This window comes from Streptomyces specialis, from assembly GCF_001493375.1.
Classification (GTDB): domain Bacteria; phylum Actinomycetota; class Actinomycetes; order Streptomycetales; family Streptomycetaceae; genus Streptomyces; species Streptomyces specialis.
This window is the reverse complement of sequence record NZ_LN929895.1, coordinates 339,305-361,825: the sequence shown is the minus strand read 5'-3', so window position 1 is coordinate 361,825 and position 22,521 is coordinate 339,305. Positions and strand designations below refer to the sequence as shown.

The 22,521-nt window shown below is 70.5% G+C and carries 19 protein-coding genes, 1 pseudogene and 3 CRISPR repeat arrays; of the genes and pseudogenes, 8 read left to right on the top strand and 12 right to left on the bottom strand.

Annotated features, from left to right (window positions below):
- Positions 1-198 precede the first annotated feature (198 nt).
- The 8 genes from BN2279_RS16400 to BN2279_RS16365 all read right to left on the bottom strand — a co-directional run bounded on the left by BN2279_RS16400 (position 199) and on the right by BN2279_RS16365 (position 10,774).
- Positions 199-672 carry a hypothetical protein gene (locus tag BN2279_RS16400; protein ID WP_059010282.1) on the bottom strand — a complete coding sequence of 158 codons (474 nt, stop codon included), beginning with the start codon at positions 670-672 and terminating at the stop codon, positions 199-201.
- A gap of 150 nt (positions 673-822) precedes the next feature.
- Positions 823-1,523: a CRISPR direct-repeat array (repeat unit 29 nt; unit sequence GGGACCATCCCCGCGCGTGCGGGGAGCAG).
- A 79-nt stretch (positions 1,524-1,602) separates the two neighbouring features.
- Complete coding sequence (gene cas2e / locus BN2279_RS16395; RefSeq protein ID WP_059010280.1) at positions 1,603-1,950, bottom strand: type I-E CRISPR-associated endoribonuclease Cas2e; 348 nt, start codon at positions 1,948-1,950, stop codon at positions 1,603-1,605.
- Positions 1,947-2,885 (bottom strand): type I-E CRISPR-associated endonuclease Cas1e, encoded by a 939-nt coding sequence (gene cas1e, locus BN2279_RS16390; protein ID WP_059010278.1) that lies wholly within the window; start codon positions 2,883-2,885, stop codon positions 1,947-1,949. Before cas1e (BN2279_RS16390) ends, cas2e (BN2279_RS16395) begins: the two co-directional genes overlap by 4 nt.
- Before the next feature lie 7 nt (positions 2,886-2,892).
- Positions 2,893-3,606 carry a type I-E CRISPR-associated protein Cas6/Cse3/CasE gene (cas6e, locus tag BN2279_RS16385; RefSeq protein ID WP_059010275.1) on the bottom strand — a complete coding sequence of 238 codons (714 nt, stop codon included), beginning with the start codon at positions 3,604-3,606 and terminating at the stop codon, positions 2,893-2,895.
- The gene (gene cas5e / locus BN2279_RS16380) at positions 3,606-4,328 is read right to left on the bottom strand and encodes a type I-E CRISPR-associated protein Cas5/CasD (RefSeq protein WP_059010273.1); all 723 of its coding nucleotides are present in this window, start codon (positions 4,326-4,328) and stop codon (positions 3,606-3,608) included. Before cas5e ends, cas6e begins: the two co-directional genes overlap by 1 nt.
- Positions 4,325-5,518 carry a type I-E CRISPR-associated protein Cas7/Cse4/CasC gene (gene cas7e / locus BN2279_RS16375; RefSeq protein ID WP_059010271.1) on the bottom strand — a complete coding sequence of 398 codons (1,194 nt, stop codon included), beginning with the start codon at positions 5,516-5,518 and terminating at the stop codon, positions 4,325-4,327. The genes cas5e and cas7e overlap by 4 nt, the downstream gene beginning before the upstream one ends.
- A complete protein-coding gene (casA, locus tag BN2279_RS16370; protein WP_079032211.1) occupies positions 5,515-7,953 on the bottom strand; it encodes a type I-E CRISPR-associated protein Cse1/CasA in 2,439 nt (812 codons plus the stop codon). The genes cas7e and casA overlap by 4 nt, the downstream gene beginning before the upstream one ends.
- 1 nt (position 7,954) lies before the next feature.
- Positions 7,955-10,774, bottom strand: coding sequence for a CRISPR-associated helicase/endonuclease Cas3 (locus BN2279_RS16365; RefSeq protein WP_079032210.1), 2,820 nt, complete (start codon positions 10,772-10,774; stop codon positions 7,955-7,957).
- Positions 10,775-11,077: 303 nt separating this feature from the next.
- Positions 11,078-11,350: a CRISPR direct-repeat array (repeat unit 29 nt; unit sequence GGGACCATCCCCGCGCGGGCGGGGAGCAC).
- Positions 11,351-12,044: 694 nt separating this feature from the next.
- Here BN2279_RS16365 and cas1e (BN2279_RS16355) point away from each other — a divergent pair.
- From cas1e (BN2279_RS16355) to BN2279_RS16340, 4 genes are all read left to right on the top strand, one after another.
- Positions 12,045-13,007, top strand: a complete 963-nt coding sequence (gene cas1e / locus BN2279_RS16355; protein WP_059010264.1) for a type I-E CRISPR-associated endonuclease Cas1e — start codon at positions 12,045-12,047, stop codon at positions 13,005-13,007.
- Positions 13,004-13,372, top strand: coding sequence for a type I-E CRISPR-associated endoribonuclease Cas2e (gene cas2e / locus BN2279_RS16350; protein ID WP_059010262.1), 369 nt, complete (start codon positions 13,004-13,006; stop codon positions 13,370-13,372). Before cas1e (BN2279_RS16355) ends, cas2e (BN2279_RS16350) begins: the two co-directional genes overlap by 4 nt.
- A 122-nt stretch (positions 13,373-13,494) precedes the next feature.
- Positions 13,495-13,948: direct repeats of the CRISPR family, unit length 27 nt; unit sequence GCTCCCCGCGCCTGCGGGGCTGTTCCC.
- A gap of 514 nt (positions 13,949-14,462) precedes the next feature.
- Entirely contained in the window at positions 14,463-14,972 is a 510-nt protein-coding gene (locus BN2279_RS16345; protein ID WP_199827735.1) for a DUF6573 family protein, read from the top strand.
- A gap of 85 nt (positions 14,973-15,057) precedes the next feature.
- On the top strand, positions 15,058-16,629 hold the full coding sequence (locus BN2279_RS16340) for a ParB/RepB/Spo0J family partition protein (RefSeq protein WP_059010259.1): 1,572 nt from the start codon (positions 15,058-15,060) through the stop codon (positions 16,627-16,629).
- Between the two features lie 242 nt (positions 16,630-16,871).
- Here the strand turns inward: BN2279_RS16340 and BN2279_RS16335 are convergent, their stop codons facing one another.
- The gene (locus tag BN2279_RS16335; RefSeq protein WP_104531042.1) at positions 16,872-17,294 is read right to left on the bottom strand and encodes a MerR family transcriptional regulator; all 423 of its coding nucleotides are present in this window, start codon (positions 17,292-17,294) and stop codon (positions 16,872-16,874) included.
- 55 nt (positions 17,295-17,349) lie between these two features.
- Between BN2279_RS16335 and BN2279_RS16330 the strand changes: the two genes are divergently transcribed.
- The 3 genes from BN2279_RS16330 to BN2279_RS16320 all read left to right on the top strand — a co-directional run bounded on the left by BN2279_RS16330 (position 17,350) and on the right by BN2279_RS16320 (position 19,848).
- Entirely contained in the window at positions 17,350-18,321 is a 972-nt protein-coding gene (locus tag BN2279_RS16330; RefSeq protein WP_059010255.1) for an oxidoreductase, read from the top strand.
- Between the two features lie 127 nt (positions 18,322-18,448).
- A complete protein-coding gene (locus BN2279_RS16325) occupies positions 18,449-18,835 on the top strand; it encodes a hypothetical protein (RefSeq protein WP_059010253.1) in 387 nt (128 codons plus the stop codon).
- A gap of 401 nt (positions 18,836-19,236) precedes the next feature.
- Positions 19,237-19,848, top strand: coding sequence for a hypothetical protein (locus BN2279_RS16320; RefSeq protein ID WP_059010251.1), 612 nt, complete (start codon positions 19,237-19,239; stop codon positions 19,846-19,848).
- 4 nt (positions 19,849-19,852) lie between these two features.
- Here the strand turns inward: BN2279_RS16320 and BN2279_RS28610 are convergent, their stop codons facing one another.
- The gene (locus BN2279_RS28610; protein ID WP_159037237.1) at positions 19,853-20,206 is read right to left on the bottom strand and encodes a hypothetical protein; all 354 of its coding nucleotides are present in this window, start codon (positions 20,204-20,206) and stop codon (positions 19,853-19,855) included.
- Positions 20,207-20,424: 218 nt separating this feature from the next.
- Here BN2279_RS28610 and BN2279_RS16310 point away from each other — a divergent pair.
- A pseudogene (locus BN2279_RS16310) lies at positions 20,425-20,647 on the top strand (dihydrofolate reductase family protein); the annotation flags it as partial.
- Positions 20,648-20,757: 110 nt separating this feature from the next.
- On the opposite strand, the gene BN2279_RS16305 reads toward BN2279_RS16310, so the two are convergent.
- Complete coding sequence (locus BN2279_RS16305) at positions 20,758-21,087, bottom strand: hypothetical protein (RefSeq protein ID WP_059010247.1); 330 nt, start codon at positions 21,085-21,087, stop codon at positions 20,758-20,760.
- A 13-nt stretch (positions 21,088-21,100) separates the two neighbouring features.
- Positions 21,101-22,510: a putative T7SS-secreted protein gene (locus BN2279_RS16300; protein WP_324612847.1), complete on the bottom strand. Its 1,410-nt coding sequence runs from the start codon at positions 22,508-22,510 to the stop codon at positions 21,101-21,103.
- Positions 22,511-22,521 lie beyond the last annotated feature (11 nt).

The following is a 22,521-nucleotide window of genomic DNA, read 5'->3' as shown; positions in this document are numbered from 1 at the left end:
AGCGGACCGCGAGCTTCTCGTATCGCGTAGCGACAACGCGGTTCCTCTTGAGGCGGTTGATCCCACACTCCACCGTATGACGCTCGCGGTAGTCGACCGGGGCGAAGCGCGGTGGCCCGGCCACCGCGGGGTGGACACCCGCGTTCGTAGCCGCGGCCATGAGATGGTGCGGGCCGCCGTCCCCGAGGCCGGGGAACGTCAATCCCAGTCGTTGAAGACGATGTCACCGATGGTCGCCGGCTTCCAATAACGCACCTGATGGCGGTCGGACGACGTGAGGGCCGACATATCGGCAAGCGAAGCCCTGGCTTGGAGGAAGTCCGGAGCGAGAACGGTGAACCCGACCCAGGTGAACTGATCCGCCCACTGCGGAGGCGACAGAAATCGCTCACGCAGGGCGACACGATCGTCGGGCGCGGCAAACGCCACCCAGGGCACGTGGCGATGACACACGACGATGATGTGGTCGCCCCGTACGGAGGTCAGCGACGCAGTGTAGTAAGTCGTGTACGGCCTGGCCTCGGCCACTTCTCTTACGTCGAGCGAAGCCGCCCGGGCCGCCGCGTGGCAAGCACCTGTGAAACGCCGAAGATCCGTCTCGGGCAGCTCCGGAGCCCCGGCCTCCCGGAAACCTGTTACCCCGGCCGGCAGCGGCGGCCACATGGCATCCATAGCGTCCTCTTAATCCCACTTTGAGTGGCTCTGGGCCTGAGTGGTCCCCACGACCTGCCCCTCATGCGAGCGGGTAGAACTACACGACCTGTGCCCGTGACAGGACTCCACCGCCGCCACGACCGATGACACCCGCCACCTGGCGGGGGAGGGACCATCCCCGCGCGTGCCGGGGCCAGCGGGCGGCGACCCACAGGCACTCGGCGCCGCCGGGACCATCCCCGCGCGTGCGGGGAGCAGCCGGTCTGCCATCGTTCTTTCACCTCCTTCCTGGGACCATCCCCGCGCGTGCGGGGAGCAGCGGGCCGCCTGCCGCGCGTGGGCCTCCATGTAGGGACCATCCCCGCGCGTGCGGGGAGCAGGCCATCTGTGCCCTGCCCGGCCTGATCAAGCTGGGACCATCCCCGCGCGTGCGGGGAGCAGGAGGCGGGCCGGGGGCGGAGAGCAGGGAGAGCTGGGACCATCCCCGCGCGTGCGGGGGCCAGCTTCTCATCGAAGTTCGCGGTGTATTCCTTGAGGGACCATCCCCGCGCGTGCGGGGGCCAGCCGACGCCGTTCGCCAGCGGGACGACCGTCTCGGGACCATCCCCGCGCGTGCGGGGAGCAGATCGGCCTGGCGGAGGCGTTCGCGCCGGTTCGGGGACCATCCCCGCGCGTGCGGGGAGCAGCGTGTGAGCTACAGGCCGATGCCGAACAGGGCGGGACCATCCCCGCGCGTGCGGGGAGCAGCTGCCGCTGCGGTGCGACTGGTGCGGGCATCCGGGACCATCCCCGCGCGTGCGGGGAGCAGGCCGGGACGCTCATCAAGGGCCTGATCGCGCGGGGACCATCCCCGCGCGTGCGGGGAGCAGGCTCGGTGACCTGGGGGTTCATTCGGGCTGGGGAGCGGTTTGGAGTGGTTTCGTCGAGTCGGGCGTTTGGGGCGTGGGCCTATCGGTTGCCGAAGCGGCGGTGCTTGGATGCCTTGCTCCAGCCTGCGGGCCGTGTCGTGGAAGCCGTCGGCGGGTCTTTGGGGCGGCGGATCAGGGTGAGACCTTCGTGGTCGACAGGGTGCCATTTGTGGTCGTGGGTCTCGAAGGCGAAGCCCTGCTCGTTGGCCGCGCTGTAGGCGAGCAGGGCGCGGCCCTGGCCGGCGTACTGCTTGACCTCTGTCCACAGCACCTCGCGGATGCGGGCGGAGGGGCCGCCGATGAAGACTCCGGGCGAGATCTCCAGCAGCCAGCGGGTGAGGAAGCCGCGCAGGCCGGGCGGGCAGTTGGTGAGGACGATGATGGTCACCAGATCACGCCGTCCGCGTAGTTCCGGCCGGATGGCAGTTGCTGGTCGCGGTCGGACTGGAGTGTGACCCGGTCCTCGTAGTCGTCGGCCGGTGCGACGTGCAGGAGTTGCTTGATGTCCGCGACACAACGCTCCAGCAGACGCGTTTCGTTGACCTTGTCGCGCAGTGCCCGGCGGGTGCGGGCGCCGATGTCCTCGTCGCCTTCGGCCGCCACGTCGAAGGCGACCGGTATGCCGATGTCCGTCTTGTAGAGGTCGGCCACGTCCAGCACGAAGGAGAGTTCGTGTCCGGAGTGGACGAAGCCCAGGCCCGGCGTGCAGCCGAGGGCGGCGACCACGGCTTGGGCGATTCCATACATGCACTGGGCAGCCGCGGTGACAGCCTGGTTGGGCGCGTCGCCGGCAGTGAAGTCGCCGGGGGTGAACTGGCGGCCGTGCCAGGGGACTTTGGTGCGGGCGGCCTGGGCGCGGTAGCAGTCCTTCATCCGCTTGCCCTCGCGGCCGAGAAGCTCGTGCCGGGTCAGGCCGGACGGGTCCTCGTCGGGGAAACGCTTGCGATACATCGCGCGGGCGACGTCAAGGCGGCTGCGGCGGTTGGCCCATAGCGTGGCCTGCGCCTCGATCAGAGCCGAGGAACGGCTCAACGACCGGCCGCCCGCGTAGAAGCGGACCCCGTGTTCGCCGACCCACACCACGCCCGCGCCGCTCTCGCCGAGCAGACTCATCGCCTGGTGGGTGACACGGGTTCCCGGGCCGAGCAGCAGGGTGCCGATGGTGGCGGAGGGGAGGTGGAGGGTCCCTTCGGCGTCCTCGGCGGTGATGGCGTTGGCGTCCCGGTGGACGACGCACCGTTCCAGGTAGACGAATGAGAGGCGGTCGCCCACCCGGGTCAGGTCGCGCGGGCCGGACAGGCGCCGTTTGCTGATCGTCGTCATCGCGCGGTCACCTCGCGGGGGCGAGCGTCATCAGCCCGCAGCCATAGGCCTTGGCCTTGCCCAGTCCTGAGGTGAGGGTCCTGCGCAGGGCGTCCGGGTCGGTGACGGCGAGCCGACCGTCGAACGTCGCCGTCGCGAGGGTGACCCGGTTCAGGCGGCCGGAGGGCTGCTCCGTCTTGCCGAAGGCGAGATCGCGCCGATCGTGGACGATGAGTTCGTACGCGTCGCCGCCGTCGGGCAACACCTGCCGCTCGGCGGGCCGTTCCAGGACGCGGAAGCCGGCGTTCTCCTGATGCTTGATCAGCCACTGCTTCTGGTGGCGCGGGGTGACATGGGCGGTCCGCTTGGTCGGCTCGCCGTCCTTGCGCCGGATGCTGTGAACCGGGTTGGCCGTCAGCCGGAACGACCAGGTGTCCCCCGCCGCCAGCTTCGACAGGAAGTCGGCGTAGTCATACGTCTTCCAGCCGGCGGTCGGTGTCGCCGGCCAGCCCGCCTGCTCGACAAGGTGGGTCAGGTCGGGACGAACCGGGCTGACGACATACAGCAGCGTCTCCGCCTTGGAGTTGCGGTCGATCCGCCACAACACCCGTGGCCCGTGCCCCCCGTGGGAGGGCGCCTCGGCGAACGAGGCCATCACGGCGGCGTGCAGGACCTGCGGGGAAGACAGCAACCGGCGGGCTCCCACCCGCGCGGTGTTGAGGCGGAAGCGGGTCAGAAACATCAGTCGTCGCCTTCGAACAGGGTGGTCGGGTCGTGGTCGGGGCGTGTCGGGCCGCGGCGTGGACGGAGCCGCCGGGCACGGGGGTTGGGAATGTGCACGGTCTCGGTGCGGACGGTGCGCAGTCCGTAGCGGCGGTGGCTGGGGGCGAAGCTGAGCGGCTGGTCGCGGGTGGCGTCACCCGAGTCCGCCTCCACCACCACCTCCAGCCGCACGAGGGATTCGTCACGGTGGCGTGCCTGGAACCAGTCGGAGGCGTGCCAGTGTTCCCGTGCCAGAACGCCGAGCATGTCGTCGCCGTGGTGGACATCGAGGTCGACCGGTTCGGCGGGAGGACAGGAGCGGCGGCCGAGGAAGGGCAGGTAGACGGGGCGGCGCAGGGCGCGGTGCAGGTCGGTGAGGAGCGCATCGTCGCCCTGGACGGCCGCGACGAAGACGGCGTCGGCCAGGTAGAAGCGATCGGAGACGGGCATCGCCTTGTCGCTGTCGAAGTGGTGCGCGGTCTGGAAATCCCGCACGCGCGTGCCCGGTTGGTCGACGCGGACGGCGAAGCGCAGGGCCGCGAGGTCGGTGAGGTCAGCCGTGCGGTCCCGGCCCTGCGCCGCCGCGAGCAGCCCGATGACTCCGCTTTTGGTCGGTGCCGATTCCGTGGTGCGGCGGGCGAAACGGGCCGAGGCTCCCCACGACTGAAGGGGCCCGGCCAGCTTCAGCGTGAGGACGCTCATTCCTCGTGGCCGCCCTGCCGGTCGGTGACGGCCTTGCCGACCGCCGTGATCAGGTCGGGCAGGCTCAACTCGACGCCCAGGGCGGACAGCTTCTCGGTGCCCGCGCCGACTCGCAGGACCCAGGTCGCGTCCGCCTCGACGCCGTACGCGTGCTCGATGCCGGGGATGTACTCGACCAGCCGTTCACACGCTCCCAGGAGGTAGCCGCCGTCCTGGCCCATGGTGACGGGCCGTTCGAAGGCCGAGACGAAGCTGATCGGGCGGGCTCCACGGATTTTGACGATGACAGCGTCCGGGAGGGTGTGGTGGGCGAAAGTGTTGATCTTGCCGGTGGGGAGAGAGGCGATGAAGCCGTGGACGAACGCCTCGACGGCTCGCCGTGTCGGTTCGGTGACCGGCTCGTCCTCGCGCAGGCCCTTGCCGAGGTTGTCGCGCAGGCGGTCGACGTCCAGCGCGGCATAGCGGTAGAGGACGGCGGAGTTGAAGTCGACGGTGCCGATCATGCCGGCGCCGGGCTCGGCGTCGGTGTTGCGGTCGTCGACGGCCGTGTAGTAGTCGGACTCGTTCTCGACGCGGTGAACGCTGATGGCGTGTGCGACCTGAGCGGCGGCGTCGACGTTGATGTCGGCGGAGTCGGCGACCATCCGGCCGAAAAGGGCGATGTCGACCGAGTGGCGGGTGTCGGCGATCTGCCGCGCGCGGTTCTTGTTCTCTTTCTCCTTGAGGAACGCCTTGATGTCGGCGGCCCCCGCAACGGCCAGCTCCGCAAGGCCGTCGAGCTGGCGGGCGCTGAGGAACATCAGGTAGGAGGACTCGGGCGCGGGCTCCTCCTTCCCGCTCTTCTTCGCCGCTTCGGCCTTGCGCTTGGGCACCTCGATCTTGCTGCCGGTGGCAGCATGGACAGTCTCCGCGGCGAGGACGAGTGCTTCCGCGTTGGTCAACTCCGGCCGCAGGGCGGTGATCCTGCCGGCCAGGAGCTCGGCGACCCGCTTGGTGCGGACGCCCAGATCGGAGGCGTCGAGCAGGTCGGCAAACGCGTGCCTGGTCGACCGCTTCCACGCCTGGCTGGACACCCGGGAGCGGCGAACACCGCCGTACACGGCGGACTTCGGCGAGCCGGTGTCGTCGCGGTTGAGATTGCTCGGCGGGACGGTCTGCAGCACGTGCACGTCGAGGATGGTCCGGGTCACGGGGTGTCCTTCTGGTTCGTGGTGCCGTCATCGGGGTCGGTCGGGGTGTCGGGATCGCCCGGATGTCCGGGGTCAGCCGGGTCGTCGGGGCCGGGGGACGGACCGCCGGCCTGTTGCGGCCGGTGGGAGTGGAAGGCGCGGCCCCAGGAGCGACGAACTCGCTCGGGGCCGCCGGATTCCTGCCATTCGAGAAGTTGGTCGGCCAGCAGCCCGTAGTCCAGGGCGATTCCGTCGCGCCGCAGCAGGACGACGATGTCCCGCAGCCGCTGGGCGAGGATGGCCGGCGAAGGGGCTGTGGCGGCTCGCACGAACCGTTTACGGATGGGCTCGTCCGGCTCGGCGCTCGGCATCAGCCGCCGCACCGCGGCGCCGAATTCCAGGCCGCCGGGGACGTGCATCCGCTCGCGGTGATGGGACTGCTGGTGCATCGACCACAGGGTGAGGGCGGTGTGGGCGGCTTCCTCGGCCTGCGGGAGAAGGTCTTCGGGGAGCCTGCCGCCGGCGCACTCCTCGTGGAGAGCCTCGGTGCCGGTCAGTCCCCAGAGATCGGGTTCCTCGTGGGCGGACTTGCCGACGCCGCGCCGGAGACGCGCAAGGGTGGCCACGGAGGCGCTCCGGTCGTTCAGGTAGCCGGTCTGGAGCCCGGCGATGTGCTTACTGACGGCGATGCCGACGACGTCACGCCGAGGGCGCCACCGGGGCGGGGAGTTGGGGGCGCTGGCAGTCGTGGTCACCTGTGGGCCTTCGTGAGTGTCTACGCCGGACGTCAACGCGCCCGGCGTGCCCGGCGCGTGCGCGGCCAAGGGGGAGGGGTCAAGGAGATGCTTCTTGAGGCGGGTCCGGAAACGGAGATCGGCGAAGGCGTCGTTGAGCCAGCGCCAGCCGTCGCGGGTCTGGACGACGCGCCCTTCCCAGGCGGCGAGCCCGGCGTCGTCCAGCAGTTGGTCGCCCAGGCCACTGACGATCCGGTGCACGAGCCTCTGCCACCGCCGGCGTTCGCGGTACGGGTCGTCGCTCTCGGCGAGGTGGCGCAGCCAGTCGCGGTACGGCCCGTCGAGGGTGCCGAAGCCGAGATCACGCGCCGCGCTCCGGCGTGGTTCCTTCTCGGCTCCGGCGGCCTCGGCGAGAACGGCGGCCAGGTCTCCCAGTTCGTTGACGGCCGCTTCGGCGTCCGACACGGCGCTCACCGCCGCCTGCCCGAACCGCAGATCCCGCTCGTGCAGGAGGACCACGGGCAGGGTGACGTGGTCGGCCACCACCTCGTCGATGACGGACTGCTGAGTGCCGTACACCGCGCCGAACGTGCGAGCGCGGATGAGCCGCCCGCGCGGCAGAACCTCCTCGGTGCTCAGGCGGGCGAGCCAGTCCAACGCGCGTGGGCGGAGGCGCTGGGGTGCGTCCCGGCCTTGTGCCGCGCCGGCCGGGGAGCCGGCTTGGAGCAGGCTCTCCAGGCCGCGCCACGCCGCACGAGCGGGGTCGTGGGTCTGCGGCATGTAGATCACTGGCCGCCCCAGCTTCTTCTGTTGCGGCTCGCTGCGCCGCCAGCCCGTCATGGGCTCACTGCGGTGCATGTCGGCGGAGGCGGCGAGGGGGTCGCCGTAGGCCAGGACGACGCCGTGGACACCGTGTGCGTCGTAGTGCAGGCGCAGCCGTCGTGACTGCCAGGTGTAGAGGTCGCGCGGGCCGGTGGGCCGGGCGCCGAGATCGAGGTCGCCGGCTTGGCCAGGGCGGGCCGGCTCGCGCCGCCAGGCGGGGCGGTCCTCCTTCTCGATGCGCAGTGTGCCGGTGTCCGCGGCGATGAGGTTGAGCAGCAGCGTCTCCCGCAGGGTGTCACCCTCCGCGAGGACGCCACCGAGATTGCCCAGCCACGCGACGCCCTGGGGGTACCCCTTGCCGGCCTTGGCCCTGGGGTCGCCCACCGGACCGGACTTGATGCCCGACGGGTCGAAGGCATGGGCGTGCACCACCCAGCGGGCGGCCTCCGCGAAGCTCAGGCGCTCGACGCCGGGCGCGCGCATGGTGAAGAACGGGTCGCCGTTGGGCACGTCGGCGACAATGCGGTTGAGCGAGGCGACCTCGTCCTTCGCCGTGCGGAGGTCTGCCACCTGATAGAACGGCGCGACCGGATGCAGCAGGTCAAAACGGTCCTGGTGCCGGTCGAGATAGCCCGCCACCGGGGCGAACGGCTCGCCGGACTCCCACAGTTCCTCCCAGGCTTCGACATCCTCGGGACCTTCGAGGGCATCGTGCGCGAGGGCCAGCAGCAGACGCAGAAGGGCGAACTCCTGCGTGGGCAGATCACCGACGAGCCGCCGCACGTCGCCGGCCCGGTCGTAGATCTCCCGCAGGGAGAACTCCGCTTCGGTACCGTCCAGGAGCCGCACGGGCAGCCATCGGCGCGACGTGAGATCGAAGGACGGCGCGGCACCGCCCATATCAGCTTTCACGGGTCACCCTGAGTCCATCGGTGGGGCTGTAATGGAGTGCGTAGCCTGCCAGTTGGGTCTGACAGTCCTCATCGAGAGCGAGGATCAGCTCCCCGGCCAGCCAGTGGCACTCCTTGCTCTGCCAGTGCGGCACGTAGAGCTCCTCCAGCTCCCCCAACGCCCGTTCGAGCACGTCGGGGAAGGAGAAGTGGAAGGGAAGCCGCAGGCCGCTGGCGGCAACCGCGCGAGCCGCGCGGGGCAACGGCGTGGCGTCGGTGGGCAGTTCCAGGCCGCCGTCCTTGCCCTCGTTCAGCCAGGGCACGGTGGTGAGCGTGCCGTCGGCCCGGCGCGTCACGACGAGAACTTCCAGGCTCTCCGGGCTGTCACGGACCTGAGCCCGGCCGGCGCGGGTGTCGTCCGCGCCCCCGACGCCCGCGTCGACCCAGCCGATCAGCGGACGGCCCGCCCGGCGCACCTCGTCCAGGCGGAAGGCGTCGGCGGCTCGGCGCTGACGCTGCCGGTGAGCTTCGTGGTCGCGCCGGGCGGTGTCGATGGCGTCCGCCCAGCCGGGCGGGCCCTGAGGTGCGCCGCCATAGGCCCGCTGCACGAGGTCGCTGATGTCCTCGGGGAGCCGGACCGCCCTGCTCCCGTCGAGATGCCCATCCAGCACCGCGAGCGAGCGCAGCAGCAGGTACGCGCCGTAGATACGGCGGGATCCCTTCACCGGCTGCGGCGGAACGGCCTGCCAGTCGGTGCCCGTGACCAGGCAGCGAGCGGTGCGAAGGCGGGGGGGACGTTCGGTCTGCGCCGTGCCGCCGCGCAGATGACGGTGCAGCCGTCCCATGCGTTGCAGCAGCAGGTCAACCGGGCACAAGTCCGTGACCAGGAGGTCGAAGTCGATGTCGAGGGACTGCTCGGCCACCTGGCTGGCGACCACGATGTGTGTCCCCGCGGGGCGCCGGTTCGCCGTACCCCCCGCCGGGTCCGGCGGTCCGAACAGCCAGAGCAGTTCGGCGTCCTTGGCCGCGCGGTCGAGGTCGAGGAACCGGGCGTGGGCCACGGTGACCTGCCCGGTACCGAAGCGCTGCCGCAGGTGTTCCGCGGTTTCCAGGACGCGGTCCACGGTGTTGCGCACGACAAGGACACAGCCCCCGTCGGCCAGCTCCTCCTCCAACCGGTCGGTGAGGACGTCGAGTTCGTCACCGAGCCGCTCGACGACCACGTCCGTGCGCCTGCCGGAGGCGACCGGCCGGGCGATCAGCGGCGCCTCACCGGGAGCCACCGCGGTCAGCAGCGGATACCCGTCCGTTTCCTCCAGCGCGGCCATGGAGTCCGCGCGCGACGCGCCGCCGGCGTATGCCTCGGCGATTTCGCGGCGACGGGTGGCGGGCAGGGTCGCCGAGAGGATGACCACGGGAACGCGGTAGGCCCCCAACCAGGCGAGCACCCGGTCGAGATAGGTGCTCATGTAGGTGTCGTAGGCGTGGGCCTCGTCGATGATGACGACCTTGCCGGCGACAGCGAGGTGGCGGAGCGCGAGGTGGCGACTCTTCAGCCCGGCGAGGAGAAGCTGGTCGATGGTCCCCGCGACGAACGAGGACAGCAACCCCTTCTTCCGGCCCCGCAGCCACTGGTGCGCGACGAGTTCGGCGGAGTCGGCTCGCACATCGGAGGACGGCCGGTGATCGCCCTCCGAGCCGAACTGGTCGACGGCGGCGATCGTTCGGCGGCCCTGCCGCATGAGGTCCGCGTAGCGCTCGTTGAGTGCGGCCTTGGAATGGGCCAGCAGAACGGACCGTTCGGCCGGGGCAGCCGTCGGCAGACCGTCCTCGGGCAGGCGTCGCAGCCAGTCGAGGAGACGGGGGAACATCGCGTTGCCCGTGGCCATGGTGGGCAGCGCGAAGAAACAGCCACCGGCGCCCGACCGGGCCGCGAAAGTCTCGGCGACGGCCAGGGCCGCCTCCGTCTTCCCCTCCCCCATCGGCGCCTCGATCATCATCAGTCCCGGCTCGGGCATGGCGCGCGCCAGCCGCACCGCTTCCTCCTGCACGGGCCGGACGCGCGCCCCGGGCGGCAGATCGAACCTGGCCGCGAACAGTGCGTCTGCCGACCCGGCCGGCTCGGCAGGCGACCACGGCGGCGGAAGGCGCAGACCGCGCCACGCGGCGCCGACACGCTCGGAGTCGGTGCGGGGCACATCCTCCGGGAAGTAGGGGAAGAGGTCGGGATTGCTGGCGATCCAGTCGGCGACGATGACCAGAGCGGTGAGCAATGCCTGGACGGGCTGCGGAAGTTTGACCGGCTGCCAGTCGGCCAAGCGGTCGCTGACACGGTAGGTGTCGGCGCAGGCATCGAGCAGCTCCGTCTGGACCTGCCGCCAGCGCGATTCGCTCTCGCCCGGTGTGCGCAGCAACTCGGGGTGCAGATCGAGGTCGTGAATCTGGGAATGCGCCGGATGCACGCCGTGATGCCCACCGATGACGACGCAGAACTGGGCTGCCGAACGGCCGGACCAGCCATGACCGCTCACGAGCCAGTCCCGCATGAGCGATTGACCGGCCAGCCCATGAGGAGCGATTCGCCGGTCGTCCCCCAACTGCTTGCGCAGAGGCATGTCGAGTCCCGCCGCACGCATCTGCTCCGCCAGTACATCGACCTGGCAGGCGAAGGCCGGCGTCGCCTTCCCGACATCGTGTACAGCGGCAAGCCACACGGCGAGACGACGAGCGTCAGCCACCTTGCCCGGCAGCGGACCAGCGATCAGATTCTTGACGTTGCGGGGCACCCAATGGTCCCAGAGCAGACCAGCAACGGCGGCACTGTCCGCCATATGCCGCCACAGCGGCAGCCACCCATCCGACTCCCGGTCATGCTTCGCCCACACCGTCCGAACAGCACCGACCAACCGCTCGCCCAAACCACGCACCGGTGACCCCTCGTGACTCACGGACTCATTCAACACGGAGTGGGCGGACGAGTAAGAGGATCACCGAAAACAGGAGCTAGCGCGGCAATTACGATCGCTTTCAGTGGATGTGAAGAGCGAATCAATCAAATACTGTCAGGCTTTGACCCACTCACCCCGCGCGGGCGGAAAGTCCTTCTCCCGCGCGGACGCCACGAACTCCCGGAAGGGACCATCCCCGCCCGGGCGGGGAGCACCACGCCAGGCTGTACCGCGAGACGCATAGCTCGGGACCATCCCCGCGCGGGCGGGGAGCACTGGTCCAACCGCCCGCTGGGCGCCGACGACCTGGGACCATCCCCGCGCGGGCGGGGAGCACGGCACCGATGAGTTCGACGGCGGCGGGTTCGTGGGACCATCCCCGCGCGGGCGGGGAGCACAGCACCTCGACGCGGCCCTTCACGCCCTTCGCGGGACCATCCCCGCGCGGGCGGGGAGCACACTCGATGAGCAGGGTGTTTATCCGGGGAGGTCCATGTTCTCGAGCACTTCCACAGGATCGGACCTAACCATCGAAACACCCATTCCGGACGATGACGGGGCGGGAACAGTGAAGCCGGTTCCCAGGCTGCGGTATCTCGGACTCTTCATCATCCCCGGCGCACGAGCTACGGTGGCCGCGGCCCCCTTGCCGGCGATCACGATGTGGAGCACTGACAGAGGCATCGTTCAGCACACCGAGTTCCGGCGGCACCGGCACAATCAGTGCTCCGGCCCCAAAGGGCCGCCAGGTTGGCAGGTCCTGACCCTGGCTCCCGGCTTCCGGATCGGGTCGGCTCCCATGGCCGCTTACGTGATCGCGGACGCCTGGCTGACTGGTGACGCCAAGGAACTGGCCAAGTACCGGTCGAAGGTGGTAGTGGCGCTCAAAGCTCAGACTGCGATTGCGAGTGGGCGTCCGCCCCAGCGGATGCCCTTCCCGCTGAGGCGGACGCATTCGTAGACGGCATCCTCCGCATCTCCTCTGCTGGCTGGGCCGGTTCCCGCACGCCGGCAGGGCTTCTTCCGCCGCGGACACCTGGTCCTGCCGCCGTGACAGTCGCCTGAGCGGCCTGATGGTCGCTCACAACGTCGCGGACATCCGATTCCGACGGTGGCTCCGGAGCATCGCCTTCCCGCCACCGCTCGGCCCCCGGTGGCCCACGTCAGTCAGCGCGGGGCCTCCTCCCCAGGTGAACTCGCCAGGGGCGGCGACCGCGTCTCCTTCGTGTACCTGGAGCGCTGCACCGTCCACCGGGACGACAACGCCATCACCGCCGAGGACGCCGACGGCGTCACCCATATCCCGTCCGCCACCATCGGCACCCTCCTGCTGGGCCCCGGCACCCGCATCACCCACCAGGCGATGAGCGTGCTCGGTGAGTGTGGCGCCGGAGTCGCCTGGGTCGGGGAACACGGCGTGCGCTATTACGCCGGCGGGCGGGCGCTGACCCGCTCCTCCGGCCTGGTCGAGGCCCAGGCCACGCTCTGGGCCAACCGCCGCACCCGCCTGGACGTCGCCCGCGCCATGTACCGGCTGCGTTTTCCCGACGAGGACCCCGCCGGCCGCACCCGGCAGGAGCTTCTCAGCGCCGAGGGGCATCGGCTCAAGGAGTGCTACCGCCGCGAGTCCGCCCGCACCGGAGTCCCCTGGCGGCGCCGGGAGTACCGTCCCGGCGATTTCTCGGCAGGGGACGCCCCCAATCAGGGCATCACCGCAGCCGCACAGTGCATGTACGGCATCGCGCACGGGGTGGTCGTCGCACTTGGCTGCTCTCCCGGCCTGGGGTTCGTCCACTCGGGTCACGAGCGTTCCTTCGTGATGGACATCGCGGACCTCTACAAGACCGATGTCGCCATCCCCGCCGCCTTCGACGCGGCGATGGAAGGCGACGAGGATGTCGCGGCCCGCCCCCGCCGCGCGCTGCGCGACCGGATCAACCGCACCGGCCTCCTCGACCGCTGTGTCCAGGACATCAGGACCCTCCTCCGCTACGACGGCACCCGCGATACGACCGGATCCGACGACCGCGTCACCGTGCAGTCCGACGGCGGCGCGCACCTGGCCTCCGGCCACAACCACGCGACGGGCACGTTCCCCGACGAGGTCATCTGGTGACAGTCATCGTCCTCACCAACTGCCCGGCCGGACTTCGTGGCTTCCTCACCCGGTGGCTCCTGGAGATATCCCCCGGCGTCTTCCTGGGCGCGCCCAGCGCCCGCGTCCGCGACATCCTGTGGGAAGAAGTCCGCCAATACGCCGGCCAGGGCCGCGCCCTGCTCGCCTACCAGAGCAACAACGAGCAGGGCTACACCTTCAGGACCCACGAGCACGCATGGCACCCCACCGATCACGAGGGCCTCACCCTCATCCACCGCCCCTCCCGCAAGCCTCCCGGCCGGACACAGCAGGAACCGACGGGCAGCCAGCGGACGCCGGGTTGGAGCAAGGCAGCGAAGCGAAGGAGATACGGCGGCAGGTGAGGAATCGCGAGCGGCATTTATGCTGCTATGGACGTTTCAAGCATAAGGAGAGCAATGCCAACTGTTGGCAAGGTAAGTAAAAACAGTCGCCCACGCAGATAAACCCGCAGATCAACTGCTCCGCTCCCCGCGCCTGCGGGGCTGTTCCCTCGTCGGCGGCGACCTGGCGGCCCTCGTCTTCCCGCTCCCCGCGCCTGCGGGGCTGTTCCCTTCTCGACGCGGTACCACTCGGCCTCGGTCGCCTGCTCCCCGCGCCTGCGGGGCTGTTCCCGGGGTTCTGCGGGGCGTCGCGATCGTCGGCCGCTGCTCCCCGCGCCTGCGGGGCTGTTCCCGGCTGCTGCGGGCTGCCCTTGCCGTTCTTGGGCTGCTCCCCGCGCCTGCGGGGCTGTTCCCACCCAGCGTGCCGAATTCCGGGCGATCCGGCACTGCTCCCCGCGCCTGCGGGGCTGTTCCCATCACTCAGAGTCATTTGGCGCGGGCCTGGTACTGCTCCCCGCGCCTGCGGGGCTCTTCCCCAGGGTGAAATCCCGCTGGCGGACACGGTCATCCGCTCCCCGCGCCTGCGGGGCTGTCCCAGATCGGGCAGTGGTCGCTCATCTTTGTCTGGTGCTCACGCACGCCTGTTCCCGATGCCGGGAGTCCTGTCACGGGCCGTCGAAAGAGGGCTGGCGGGACTGCGTGAGGCGCTGGCGCGAGAAGCGTCCGTGATTGGTCGCTTCCGTTGTGCGGCGGCTGTGGGCGGCTTACGTCTGTCTCTTATTCACCTTTGCAGCTGCCCACGCAGGGGGCAGGGTGGAGATGCGGGGGGGGTTGCTTGAGTCAAATCGAGAAGCAACTGGTTGATATCCAATAGATTAGTTTGAGTGTGCTGTGAGAGGGGTGGGTGTAGCATTATTTTTATTTTGGATAAAACGTGACCCAAAGAGACCTACACTATCCTCTTCGTCGGCAGCGTCATATGTTTATAAGAGACAGTGCGTGTCGCTCTTCCCGAGGTGAGTAGAGATTGGTATTGTTGTTCATGTCGGAGTTCTGGTTGGCCCCGGGCTTCGGCGCGAATCACGCACCCGGTCTCGAAGGAGAGCACCCCATGACCACACCGTTCGACCATGACGGCGGAGCCGGGCCCGATGGAACGGTGAGCGGCGACGCGGTGCGCTGGGTTCCCGCGCAGCGGACCCCGTCGACGCTCGCCCTCTTTCCCAAGGCCCTCGGCCCGGTCGGCGCCTGCTCGCGCGCCGACGCGATCCGCGACGGGGGGCTCGTTCCCGTCCCGGAGGCGATGGCCCGGGAGGCCGGGCTGCGGGTGCCGGTGGCGCTGAGCGCTGCCGCGTATGCCGACTGCGTCGCCTGGAGCGAGGAGGACGACACCCGCAAGGGGACGTGCCAGGACGAAGCCGGGCGGCTGTGGGACGTGCTGGCCATGACCCGCTACGCGATGCGCCGTTCGGGCAGGAGTTCGCGGTGCGTTGTCGAGCTCTACCGGGTCCCGCGTCACGGGCCGGCCCGGGCGGCGCGCCGCGCGCTGCTGGTGGCCTCGATGGGGCCGGGAGATACGGGTGAGCCGGTCCTGACGGTGGAGCTGCCGGACGAGGACTGAAGTACCCAGTGCCGGGCGGCGGTTGGCCCCGCCGCCCGGCACTGCGCGAACCATGCGCCGTCAACAGAAAGAAGGGACGCGAGCGATGACACCCACAGTCGTGAAGACCGCCGCGAAGAAGACAACGCCCCGCAAGGCAGCCACCAGGACCCAGAAGCCCGCGCAGGCCCCGGCCACCGCGCAGCCCGCGACCGTCCGCTTCGATATCGGGCGGCTGGAGTATCTGGACCCGCACGCCCTGGTGATCGACCCGTTCAACCACCGCAAGAAGCGCCGGACCGGTGACGCCACGGAGCCCGACGCCAAGCTCGTCGCGAGCGTGCGGGCGGCGGGCGTGCAGGTGCCGCTGCTGGTCCGGCCCCAGGCGGACGGCGCGACGTACGGCGTGGTCTGGGGACAGCGCCGCCTGGGTGCCGCGCTGGTCGTCGCGGCCGAGGCGAAGAAGGACCAGCGCCCCTACGCGCTGGTCCCCTGCCTGGTCCGGGACGATCTGGCCGAGGCCGACGACGAGGCGCTGGTGGCCAGCATGACGGAGAACACCCACCGCCGGGCCGCCGGCGAACGGGACGACATCGACGCGCTGACCCAGTTGTCGCTGATGGAGATCAGCGACACCAAGCGCGCCCGGCACGCCAAGGCCCTGGGCTACCACCCGGCGGAGATCCGTTGCGCGAACCGGGCGGCCAAGCTCACGGACGAGGAGCTGAGATCGGCGCTCGCCGCCGAGTTCGACCTGCTGGAAGCCGCCGACTACGCCGAAGTGCGGGACGTGCCCGGCGCGTTGGGCCGGTTGACGAAGGCCAGGGCCGACGACCGCAAGGCGAAGCGGGGACGGCGCGGTCACTGGGCACACGCCTTGCAACTCCTGCGGCAGCAGAAGGCCGACGAGCACAAGCGGGCCGCCGTCCGGGAGGCGCTGACCGCCGCGCGGGTGCCGATCGTCGCCTTCCAGTACCACTGGGCGCACAGCCGGACACGGCCGCTGACGGACCTGCGGACCGCCCTGGGCAACGAGATCACCCCCGGCCACCATGCGGCCGACTGCCCCGGACACGCCGCGGCCCTGCACCCGGAGACCATCGAGCCGGTCTACGTGTGCACCGCGTGGCAACGGCACCGGCTCAGCCAGGACGCGGAAAGAAACGGCGGGAAGCCCGCCGACCGGGCCGAGAAGGCCGCCGAACGCAGGCGCGTCATCGCCCACAACAAGGCGTGGCGCGCTGCCCGCGAGGTCCGGTGGCAGTTCATCACCGAGTTGTGCGGCCGGAAGACCGCGTCCGACGCCGCCTGGGCGCTGATCCTGTCCACCGTCACCGGAGGCGGCCACACGTACGCCCGCTACGTCGGCAGGCACCGCACCGACCTCACCGCGCGGTTCCTCGGCATCCGGGACCCGGAGCACGCCCGGGACTGGCAACGGACGGTGATCGCCCGCACCGGCAGAACCCGCCGCTGGCGCCCCCTGCTCGCCCAGGTCGCGGCCGTCATGGAGAGCGAGATCATGCACGACCACGCGTGGCGGAATCCGGGCGGCGACCTGCGGCAGTGGCTCGCGTTCCTGGCGTCCGAGGGCTACACGCTCAGCGCGATCGAACAGGAGACGCGTCCCGCGCCCGGGAAGACCAAGCCCGCACCGGCAGCGGGCGAAGCCGCCTGACAGGCAGCTACCGGAACGGCGGCCGTCCGCCACGAGGACGGACCTCCCGCGCGGGAGGCTGGCCCGGCCGCCGTTCCTGCGAACCACGCGCCCGACCGTTGAAGGGAAGGCACGCAGAGTCTTCAGACTAGCTGTTGCGGGGCATGACGTTGTTGACGCTCCTGGCAGGGGATATCCGTGCAGCTGCGGTGTGCCGGGGCTCGTCGCTCCATGGCTGGCGCACCGCTCCCGAGGAGGTGGCTTCAGGTTGTCGGGGCCCATAGTCCGTCGGCTGCACCGCGGGCGAGGTGCTCGCTGTAGACGGCGACCTTCCAGGTGATGACGGACCGGCACTCCTCCAGCGCCTGGATCTGTGCGTCGACGCGCTGTCGATGGGTGTCGAGCAGGTGCAGGCGTTCCGCTTCGTTGCCCGGTCCTTGGCGTACCAGTTCGGCGAAGTGTTTGAGGTCGGCGAGCGGCATGCCGGATTCGCGGAGTTTGACGCAGATCAGCAGCCATTCGACGTCGACGGGGGTGTAGCGCCGTCGGCCGCCCGACGTCCGCTGGACGGGTCCGACGAGCAGGCCCTCGCGCTCGTAGAAGCGCAGCGCGTGCACGCTCAGCCCGGTGCGCTCGGCCACCTCACCGATGCTCAGCGACTGCGCGGCAGCCTCGCTGGTCGTCATCCCGCTCACCCCTCGGCTTGATCTAGACCTCGCTCTAGATCGTAGCGTCCGCGGCATGACCATCACTGATCAGCAGCCGCTCGGCTCGCCCTTCTCCGCCTCCACCACCGCCGAGGACATCGTGGCCGGCCTCGACCTCTCCGGGAAGACGGCCGTGGTGACAGGGGGCTATTCCGGGCTCGGCCTGGCCACCACCCTGGCGCTGACGGCCGCCGGAGCCCGGGTCATCGTTCCCGCCCGCCGCCCCGACGCTGCCCGTGCCGCTCTGCGGGAGGTGAAGAACTGCGAGGTCGTCCCCATGGACCTGGCCGACCTCGCCAGTGTCCGCTCAGCCGCCGCGCACATGAGCGACCGGCTCGACCGGATCGATGTCCTGATGGCCATCGCCGGCGTCATGGCCACCCCGGAGCGGCGCGTCGGGCCCGGCTGGGAAGGCCAGCTCACCGCCAACCACTTCGGGCACTTCACCCTCGCCTGCGAGCTCTATCCCCTCCTGGCCGCCGCGGACGGCGCGCGCGTCGTCGTCAACAGCTCCGCCGGACACACCCTGACCGGCATCCGCTGGCACGACCCGCACTTCCGTACCGGCTACGACAAGTGGCTGGCCTACGGCCAGGCCAAGACCGCCAACGCCCTGTTCGCCGTGCACCTGGACGCCATCGGGCAAGGCGACGGCGTCCGGGCCTTCGCCCTTCACCCCGGCAAAATCATCACCGGCCTCCAGCGCGAGATGGCCTTGAAGGAACAGATCGACCGCGGCTGGGTGGACCAGCACGGCAATGTCATCGGCGAGGGCTTCAAGACCCCTTCCCAGGGCGCCGCCACCGGCCTGTGGGCCGCCACCTCCCCACTCCTCGACAACCGGGGCGGCCTCTACCTGGAGGACTGCGACATCGCGCGCGTCTCCGCCCCCGGAACCCCCATGGACGACGGCGGCGTCCGCGCCTACGCCATCGCCCCCGACGAGGCCGCCCGGCTCTGGTCGACGTCTCTCGCCGCCACCGGTGCCACGCCGATCGCCCGATGAAGCCGCGCTCTGCATCTGCCCGGCTGCCCGCCGCAGCGGCGGGCAGGTTACTGATCAGGTGCTCCGGATACCGTGGCCTTTGTACGGGACGGCCTGGGCCGGGCGTTGACGAACCAGGGGAGGCGGCATGACGGTCGTGACCGGCTTGGTCACCCACGCCGATCTGGACGACGGCGCCCCGGACGCCCAGGGAATCTCGGTGACGGCACGGCTCGAGGCCGTACTCGCGGACGGTCGCAGCGTCGTGTTGCTCGACGATCGCGGCTGGAGCAGCTCGGGCGGCCCGGACGGTCGAGTACGGATTTCAGCCGGGGAAGTCGACAGAACGACCCGGATGGTGGTCGGACCGGACGAGCCGTTCGGCGGCAGGACGCAGGAGCAGATGACGGCCGACCACTGGGGCTACCTGGCCGGCGTCCTCGGACAGCGGGGCGTGGACGTGGAGCCGCACGAGCTGGAACGGCTGCCGCATGAGGTCGTGCTGAGCGAACGCCTCCGGGCAAGGACCGACTGAGAAGCCCGACGCCGACCAGCCGACCCCGGCGATCCCGACGCCGTTCCAGCGTAGGAAACGGGCGATCTCGACGCCGTAGGCGCCGGTGCCTTCTGCTCCCATGGCGAGGAGCTCGCCATGGGAGAAGGAGCCCGCCGGGACGAACGCCACCTGCCGCCATGGAGCGGGGCGCCCCGCTACCGGCTGTTCATCGCCCGGCCGGGAGCGTCTGACGGGCCCGGTCCCGCCGCGCCACCCCCGGGACAAGCGCCTCTCTTCTGGAGCCTTCCGGTCGTTGCCACACACACCGTGCCCGCCGCTCCCGGCGGGCACATGCGTGTGCGCGCCTCCATGCCCGATCATGGATCAGCGTTGGTCCCGTTCTCCCCGTCGTCCGGCGGGGTCCCGGAGGGAGGACTGCGATGATCCCCGCCGGCCGCACACCGGCCGACTCCGCGCGCGCCGCCCGGCTGATGGGTATCGCGCTGGGCACCTTCCGCAACCGCCGGGCGTGGGAGAAGCTGCCGCCCACCCTCAGCCGCCCCGGCGCCCGCCAGCGGATCTGGGACGAGGAACAGCTCCTCGCCGCCGTCGAGGGCCGCCCGGTCCCGCCTCTGCCGGACACCCCGCACCCCGACGACCTGCTCGACACCGAAGAAGCCCGCCAGACCATCCCCGCCGAGCAGCGCCCCACCGAGGAGACCTGGCGCAGCTACATCTCCGACGGCACCGGCCCGCGCCCCGACCGCACGGTGTTCGGCGTGCCGCACTTCTACCGCAGGACCATCCCCGCGTGGCTCGCCTCGCGCCCCGGCCGGGGCGCCGGTGGCGGAAGGCCCGTGGGAGCCACCGACAGCCGTCCCCGGGACCGCTCCAACGACCCACGCCACCAGCTCGCCCAGCAGCGCCTGGACCACGTGCGCCGCGCGCTCGCCGCAGGCGGGGAGACGCGTGCCGAACGCGTCGCCCGCGAACTGTCCGTCTCCCGCCGCCACCCCGAACGCCCCATCGCCCAGGCCCGCGCCGAACGCTGACCGATCAGCCCGCCGCGGTCCCCTCCCCCGAGGCGGGTGGCGGCGCCGGGGCGGGTACCTTCGGCTCCGCGACGGGCCGCTGGCGCCGGTGGTGCCGTTCGAACGCCCGGATCTCCTTCGCGTCGAACGGCACCACCTCGGCCAGCGCGTCGGCCGAACCGAAGACGTCGACGCCCCGCGCCACCGCCGCCGCCACTGCGGCCCGCGCCGCGTCGAGGCGTTCGACGGCGCCGTCGATCTCATGCAGCGCCGCCGTCTGCTCCTGCTGACGCCGCCGCATCTCCCGGCGCTCGCGCTCCTGCCGTTCGCGGAGCCGGCGCCGCCGTTCCTGCGTATCCCTGTCGTGACGCGTTGCCATGCCACCCATGCTGCCGCCGGGTGAACGCCGGTCGGCGGTGACGGGCCGGTGCGCGCCCGCACGGCCCACCGGGCGGCGGTGTCCCACGCCCCCATCCGGGTAGACCGGGAAGCCCCTGCGGATTTCGCTGCATCGAGCCGTACGAGCCGCACGGCCCGTACGGGGAGGCAGCCACGGTCTGCCGAGCAGGCGAGCGGATTTCGTCGGTTCCTTTCGGGGCAGCGCGGGGCAAGGGCGTCCGGCTCGGCGGCGGGGGTCAGCACCGTCCGGCAGTTCCTGGACGCCGACCTCGTCGACACCATGCACGTGGTGGTATCCCCGGTGACACTCGGATCCGGACTACGCCTCTGGGAGTCACCCGATGAGCTGCTCGACCGGTTCCACCCGGAGGTCGTGCCCAGCCCGAGCGGCGTGACCCACCACCTCTTCTGGCGGAAGTGACCGGACCTCAGGGCTGGGCCCAGTTGGCTGTTCTGCCTTCCAGGGCTGCCCTGAGGCGAGCCGTCGAGTCGCGCTCAGGCGGCCAGCCACCGCGCATAATGGAGATAGGTTCAGGCATAGTGCTTCGCGACCTTGTCCGGCGGGGATCCGGTTCTGAGGTACTGAGCCCGCAGATGAACCGCCACCCGGGAGAACTCCTCGCGGCTGATGCCGCCAGGAGCCCTTTCGAAGTCGCTTCCTTCTGATGAGGGTTCCATCTCTCCTGTTTGCAGGGAAAGCCTCATCTCAGTAGTCGGTTCTCCCTCCGGCGTGGCGGAGACGACTTGCTGGGCCTGCTCGTCCATGAGGAGATGTGCGGTCCTTTTTCCACCGTCGAGGTGCACACGGTAGAAGTGGGCATTCTCCGCACTGTGCAGCAGGGCGGCAAGAAATGACTGCATGACGGATCTCCTTTCAGCGGCGGAAGCCGCGACCGTCACGGGCAGCGGCCTCTTCATCCCAGGTGAAGCCAGCGTCGTTGGTGGCACGGTGGGCCTCACTGTAACTGGGGTTGCCAGTCTCTCTCATGTAGGTGGATTCGTGCAGTTCATGGCGGAGCAGGTCGATGTCGGCCGGGTGCGGATCGCCGTTCCGCAGGCGATCCCATGCTTCGGCGATCCTGGGATTCGAGTCGAACCGCGCCATCTCCGCCGGGTACCCCAAGTGCACGTGGCTGTCGAGCAGATGCTCTTCCTCAAAGAGGTGGGACTTGATCTGGGCTATCTCTTGGCGGGAGAAACCATACTGAGCAGCGGTTGACGCGACGGCGTCGATGTCGTCGGAGTTCCGGATCGACGCATAAGCCTCATCCGCCCACTCGTATTCGAAGTCGGCGTTGCCGCGCACCCGGCGCAGCGAGCCACCGGTCTGACGAACGGTCTGGGCTACTTCCCGCAGACCGCCTCGGGCCAGACTCCGGAAGCCGGCGGCCAGGCCACCCAGGGTGGTCAGCCCCTTCGTACCGGGGATGCAGTCAAGTGCCGCGAAGGCGACATCGAGCAGGGTGGCCTGGCCTCTGGCGTATTTGACGAGGGTGTCCGCGAGGACGATCAGGGCGGCGGCCAGGACGACCCAGGCCAGGGGGCCGCCGATGATCATCACGACCACGCCCAGAACGGCGACGACCAGCTTGCAGACCTCGACGATGGTGTCCCAGTTGTCGCGGACCCACTCGATCGCCTGCTCCCACCAACGCCGGTTGTGGATACCCGCGTCGGAGGCCGCGTCGATGTCACGCGCGCATTCCCGGGCGGCGTCCTCGCGCATCTCCTGTGCCTGCCGGGCCAGTTCCCGCGCCGCCGCCAGGGCTTCCTCCGCGGCGGAGACACTGTCCTGCGCGGCGGTCACGGCCGCCTGCGCGGCCTGATGGTCGCGCACCGCGCTGCGGACGTCCGATTCGGAGGGCGGCTCGGGCGCCTCGTCCTCCTCCTGGAGCCGCTCGGCCTCCTCCCCCGCGCGCGAGAGCCAGTCCTCGCCGTCGGCCAACTGCGTCCGCGCGGCCTGGAGGTCCGCCTGCGCGGCGATCGCCCGCTCCAAAGCGCGGTCGGCCATCCCCTGCGCGTTCTCCAGCACCGGCCAGTAACGCGCCAGCGCCTCAGCCGCCATGCCGTAGGAGGTCTGTAACTTGGTCAGGTTCTCCGGCACACCGTCGAACTCGGCACGGAACGCGTCCGCCGTCAGCCCCGCCCAGTCCAGCACCGCCCGGTCCGAGGCCATGCCCCGGATCTGGCCGAGCGCCTCACCGACATCGTCGGCGAACTCCTGCAACTCCTCCGCGAGTTCCCGGACTTCTTCCGGCCGGCCGGGTGTGGGGTCGGAGTCCATGTCCACCGGCG

Bases quoted from the DNA above. Each gene is read 5' to 3' on its own strand.
- BN2279_RS16400 (WP_059010282.1), bottom strand. From the start codon at position 672: ATGGATGCCATGTGGCCGCCGCTGCCGGCCGGGGTAACAGGTTTCCGG.
- cas1e (WP_059010278.1), bottom strand. From the start codon at position 2,885: ATGACGACGATCAGCAAACGGCGCCTGTCCGGCCCGCGCGACCTGACC.
- cas6e (WP_059010275.1), bottom strand. From the start codon at position 3,606: ATGTTTCTGACCCGCTTCCGCCTCAACACCGCGCGGGTGGGAGCCCGC.
- cas5e (WP_059010273.1), bottom strand. From the start codon at position 4,328: ATGAGCGTCCTCACGCTGAAGCTGGCCGGGCCCCTTCAGTCGTGGGGA.
- casA (WP_079032211.1), bottom strand. From the start codon at position 7,953: ATGGGCGGTGCCGCGCCGTCCTTCGATCTCACGTCGCGCCGATGGCTG.
- BN2279_RS16365 (WP_079032210.1), bottom strand. From the start codon at position 10,774: ATGGCGGACAGTGCCGCCGTTGCTGGTCTGCTCTGGGACCATTGGGTG.
- BN2279_RS16345 (WP_199827735.1), top strand. From the start codon at position 14,463: ATGACCACACCGTTCGACCATGACGGCGGAGCCGGGCCCGATGGAACG.
- BN2279_RS16340 (WP_059010259.1), top strand. From the start codon at position 15,058: ATGACACCCACAGTCGTGAAGACCGCCGCGAAGAAGACAACGCCCCGC.
- BN2279_RS16335 (WP_104531042.1), bottom strand. From the start codon at position 17,294: ATGACGACCAGCGAGGCTGCCGCGCAGTCGCTGAGCATCGGTGAGGTG.
- BN2279_RS16330 (WP_059010255.1), top strand. From the start codon at position 17,350: ATGACCATCACTGATCAGCAGCCGCTCGGCTCGCCCTTCTCCGCCTCC.
- BN2279_RS16325 (WP_059010253.1), top strand. From the start codon at position 18,449: ATGACGGTCGTGACCGGCTTGGTCACCCACGCCGATCTGGACGACGGC.
- BN2279_RS16320 (WP_059010251.1), top strand. From the start codon at position 19,237: ATGATCCCCGCCGGCCGCACACCGGCCGACTCCGCGCGCGCCGCCCGG.
- BN2279_RS28610 (WP_159037237.1), bottom strand. From the start codon at position 20,206: ATGGCAACGCGTCACGACAGGGATACGCAGGAACGGCGGCGCCGGCTC.
- BN2279_RS16305 (WP_059010247.1), bottom strand. From the start codon at position 21,087: ATGCAGTCATTTCTTGCCGCCCTGCTGCACAGTGCGGAGAATGCCCAC.
- BN2279_RS16300 (WP_324612847.1), bottom strand. From the start codon at position 22,510: ATGGACTCCGACCCCACACCCGGCCGGCCGGAAGAAGTCCGGGAACTC.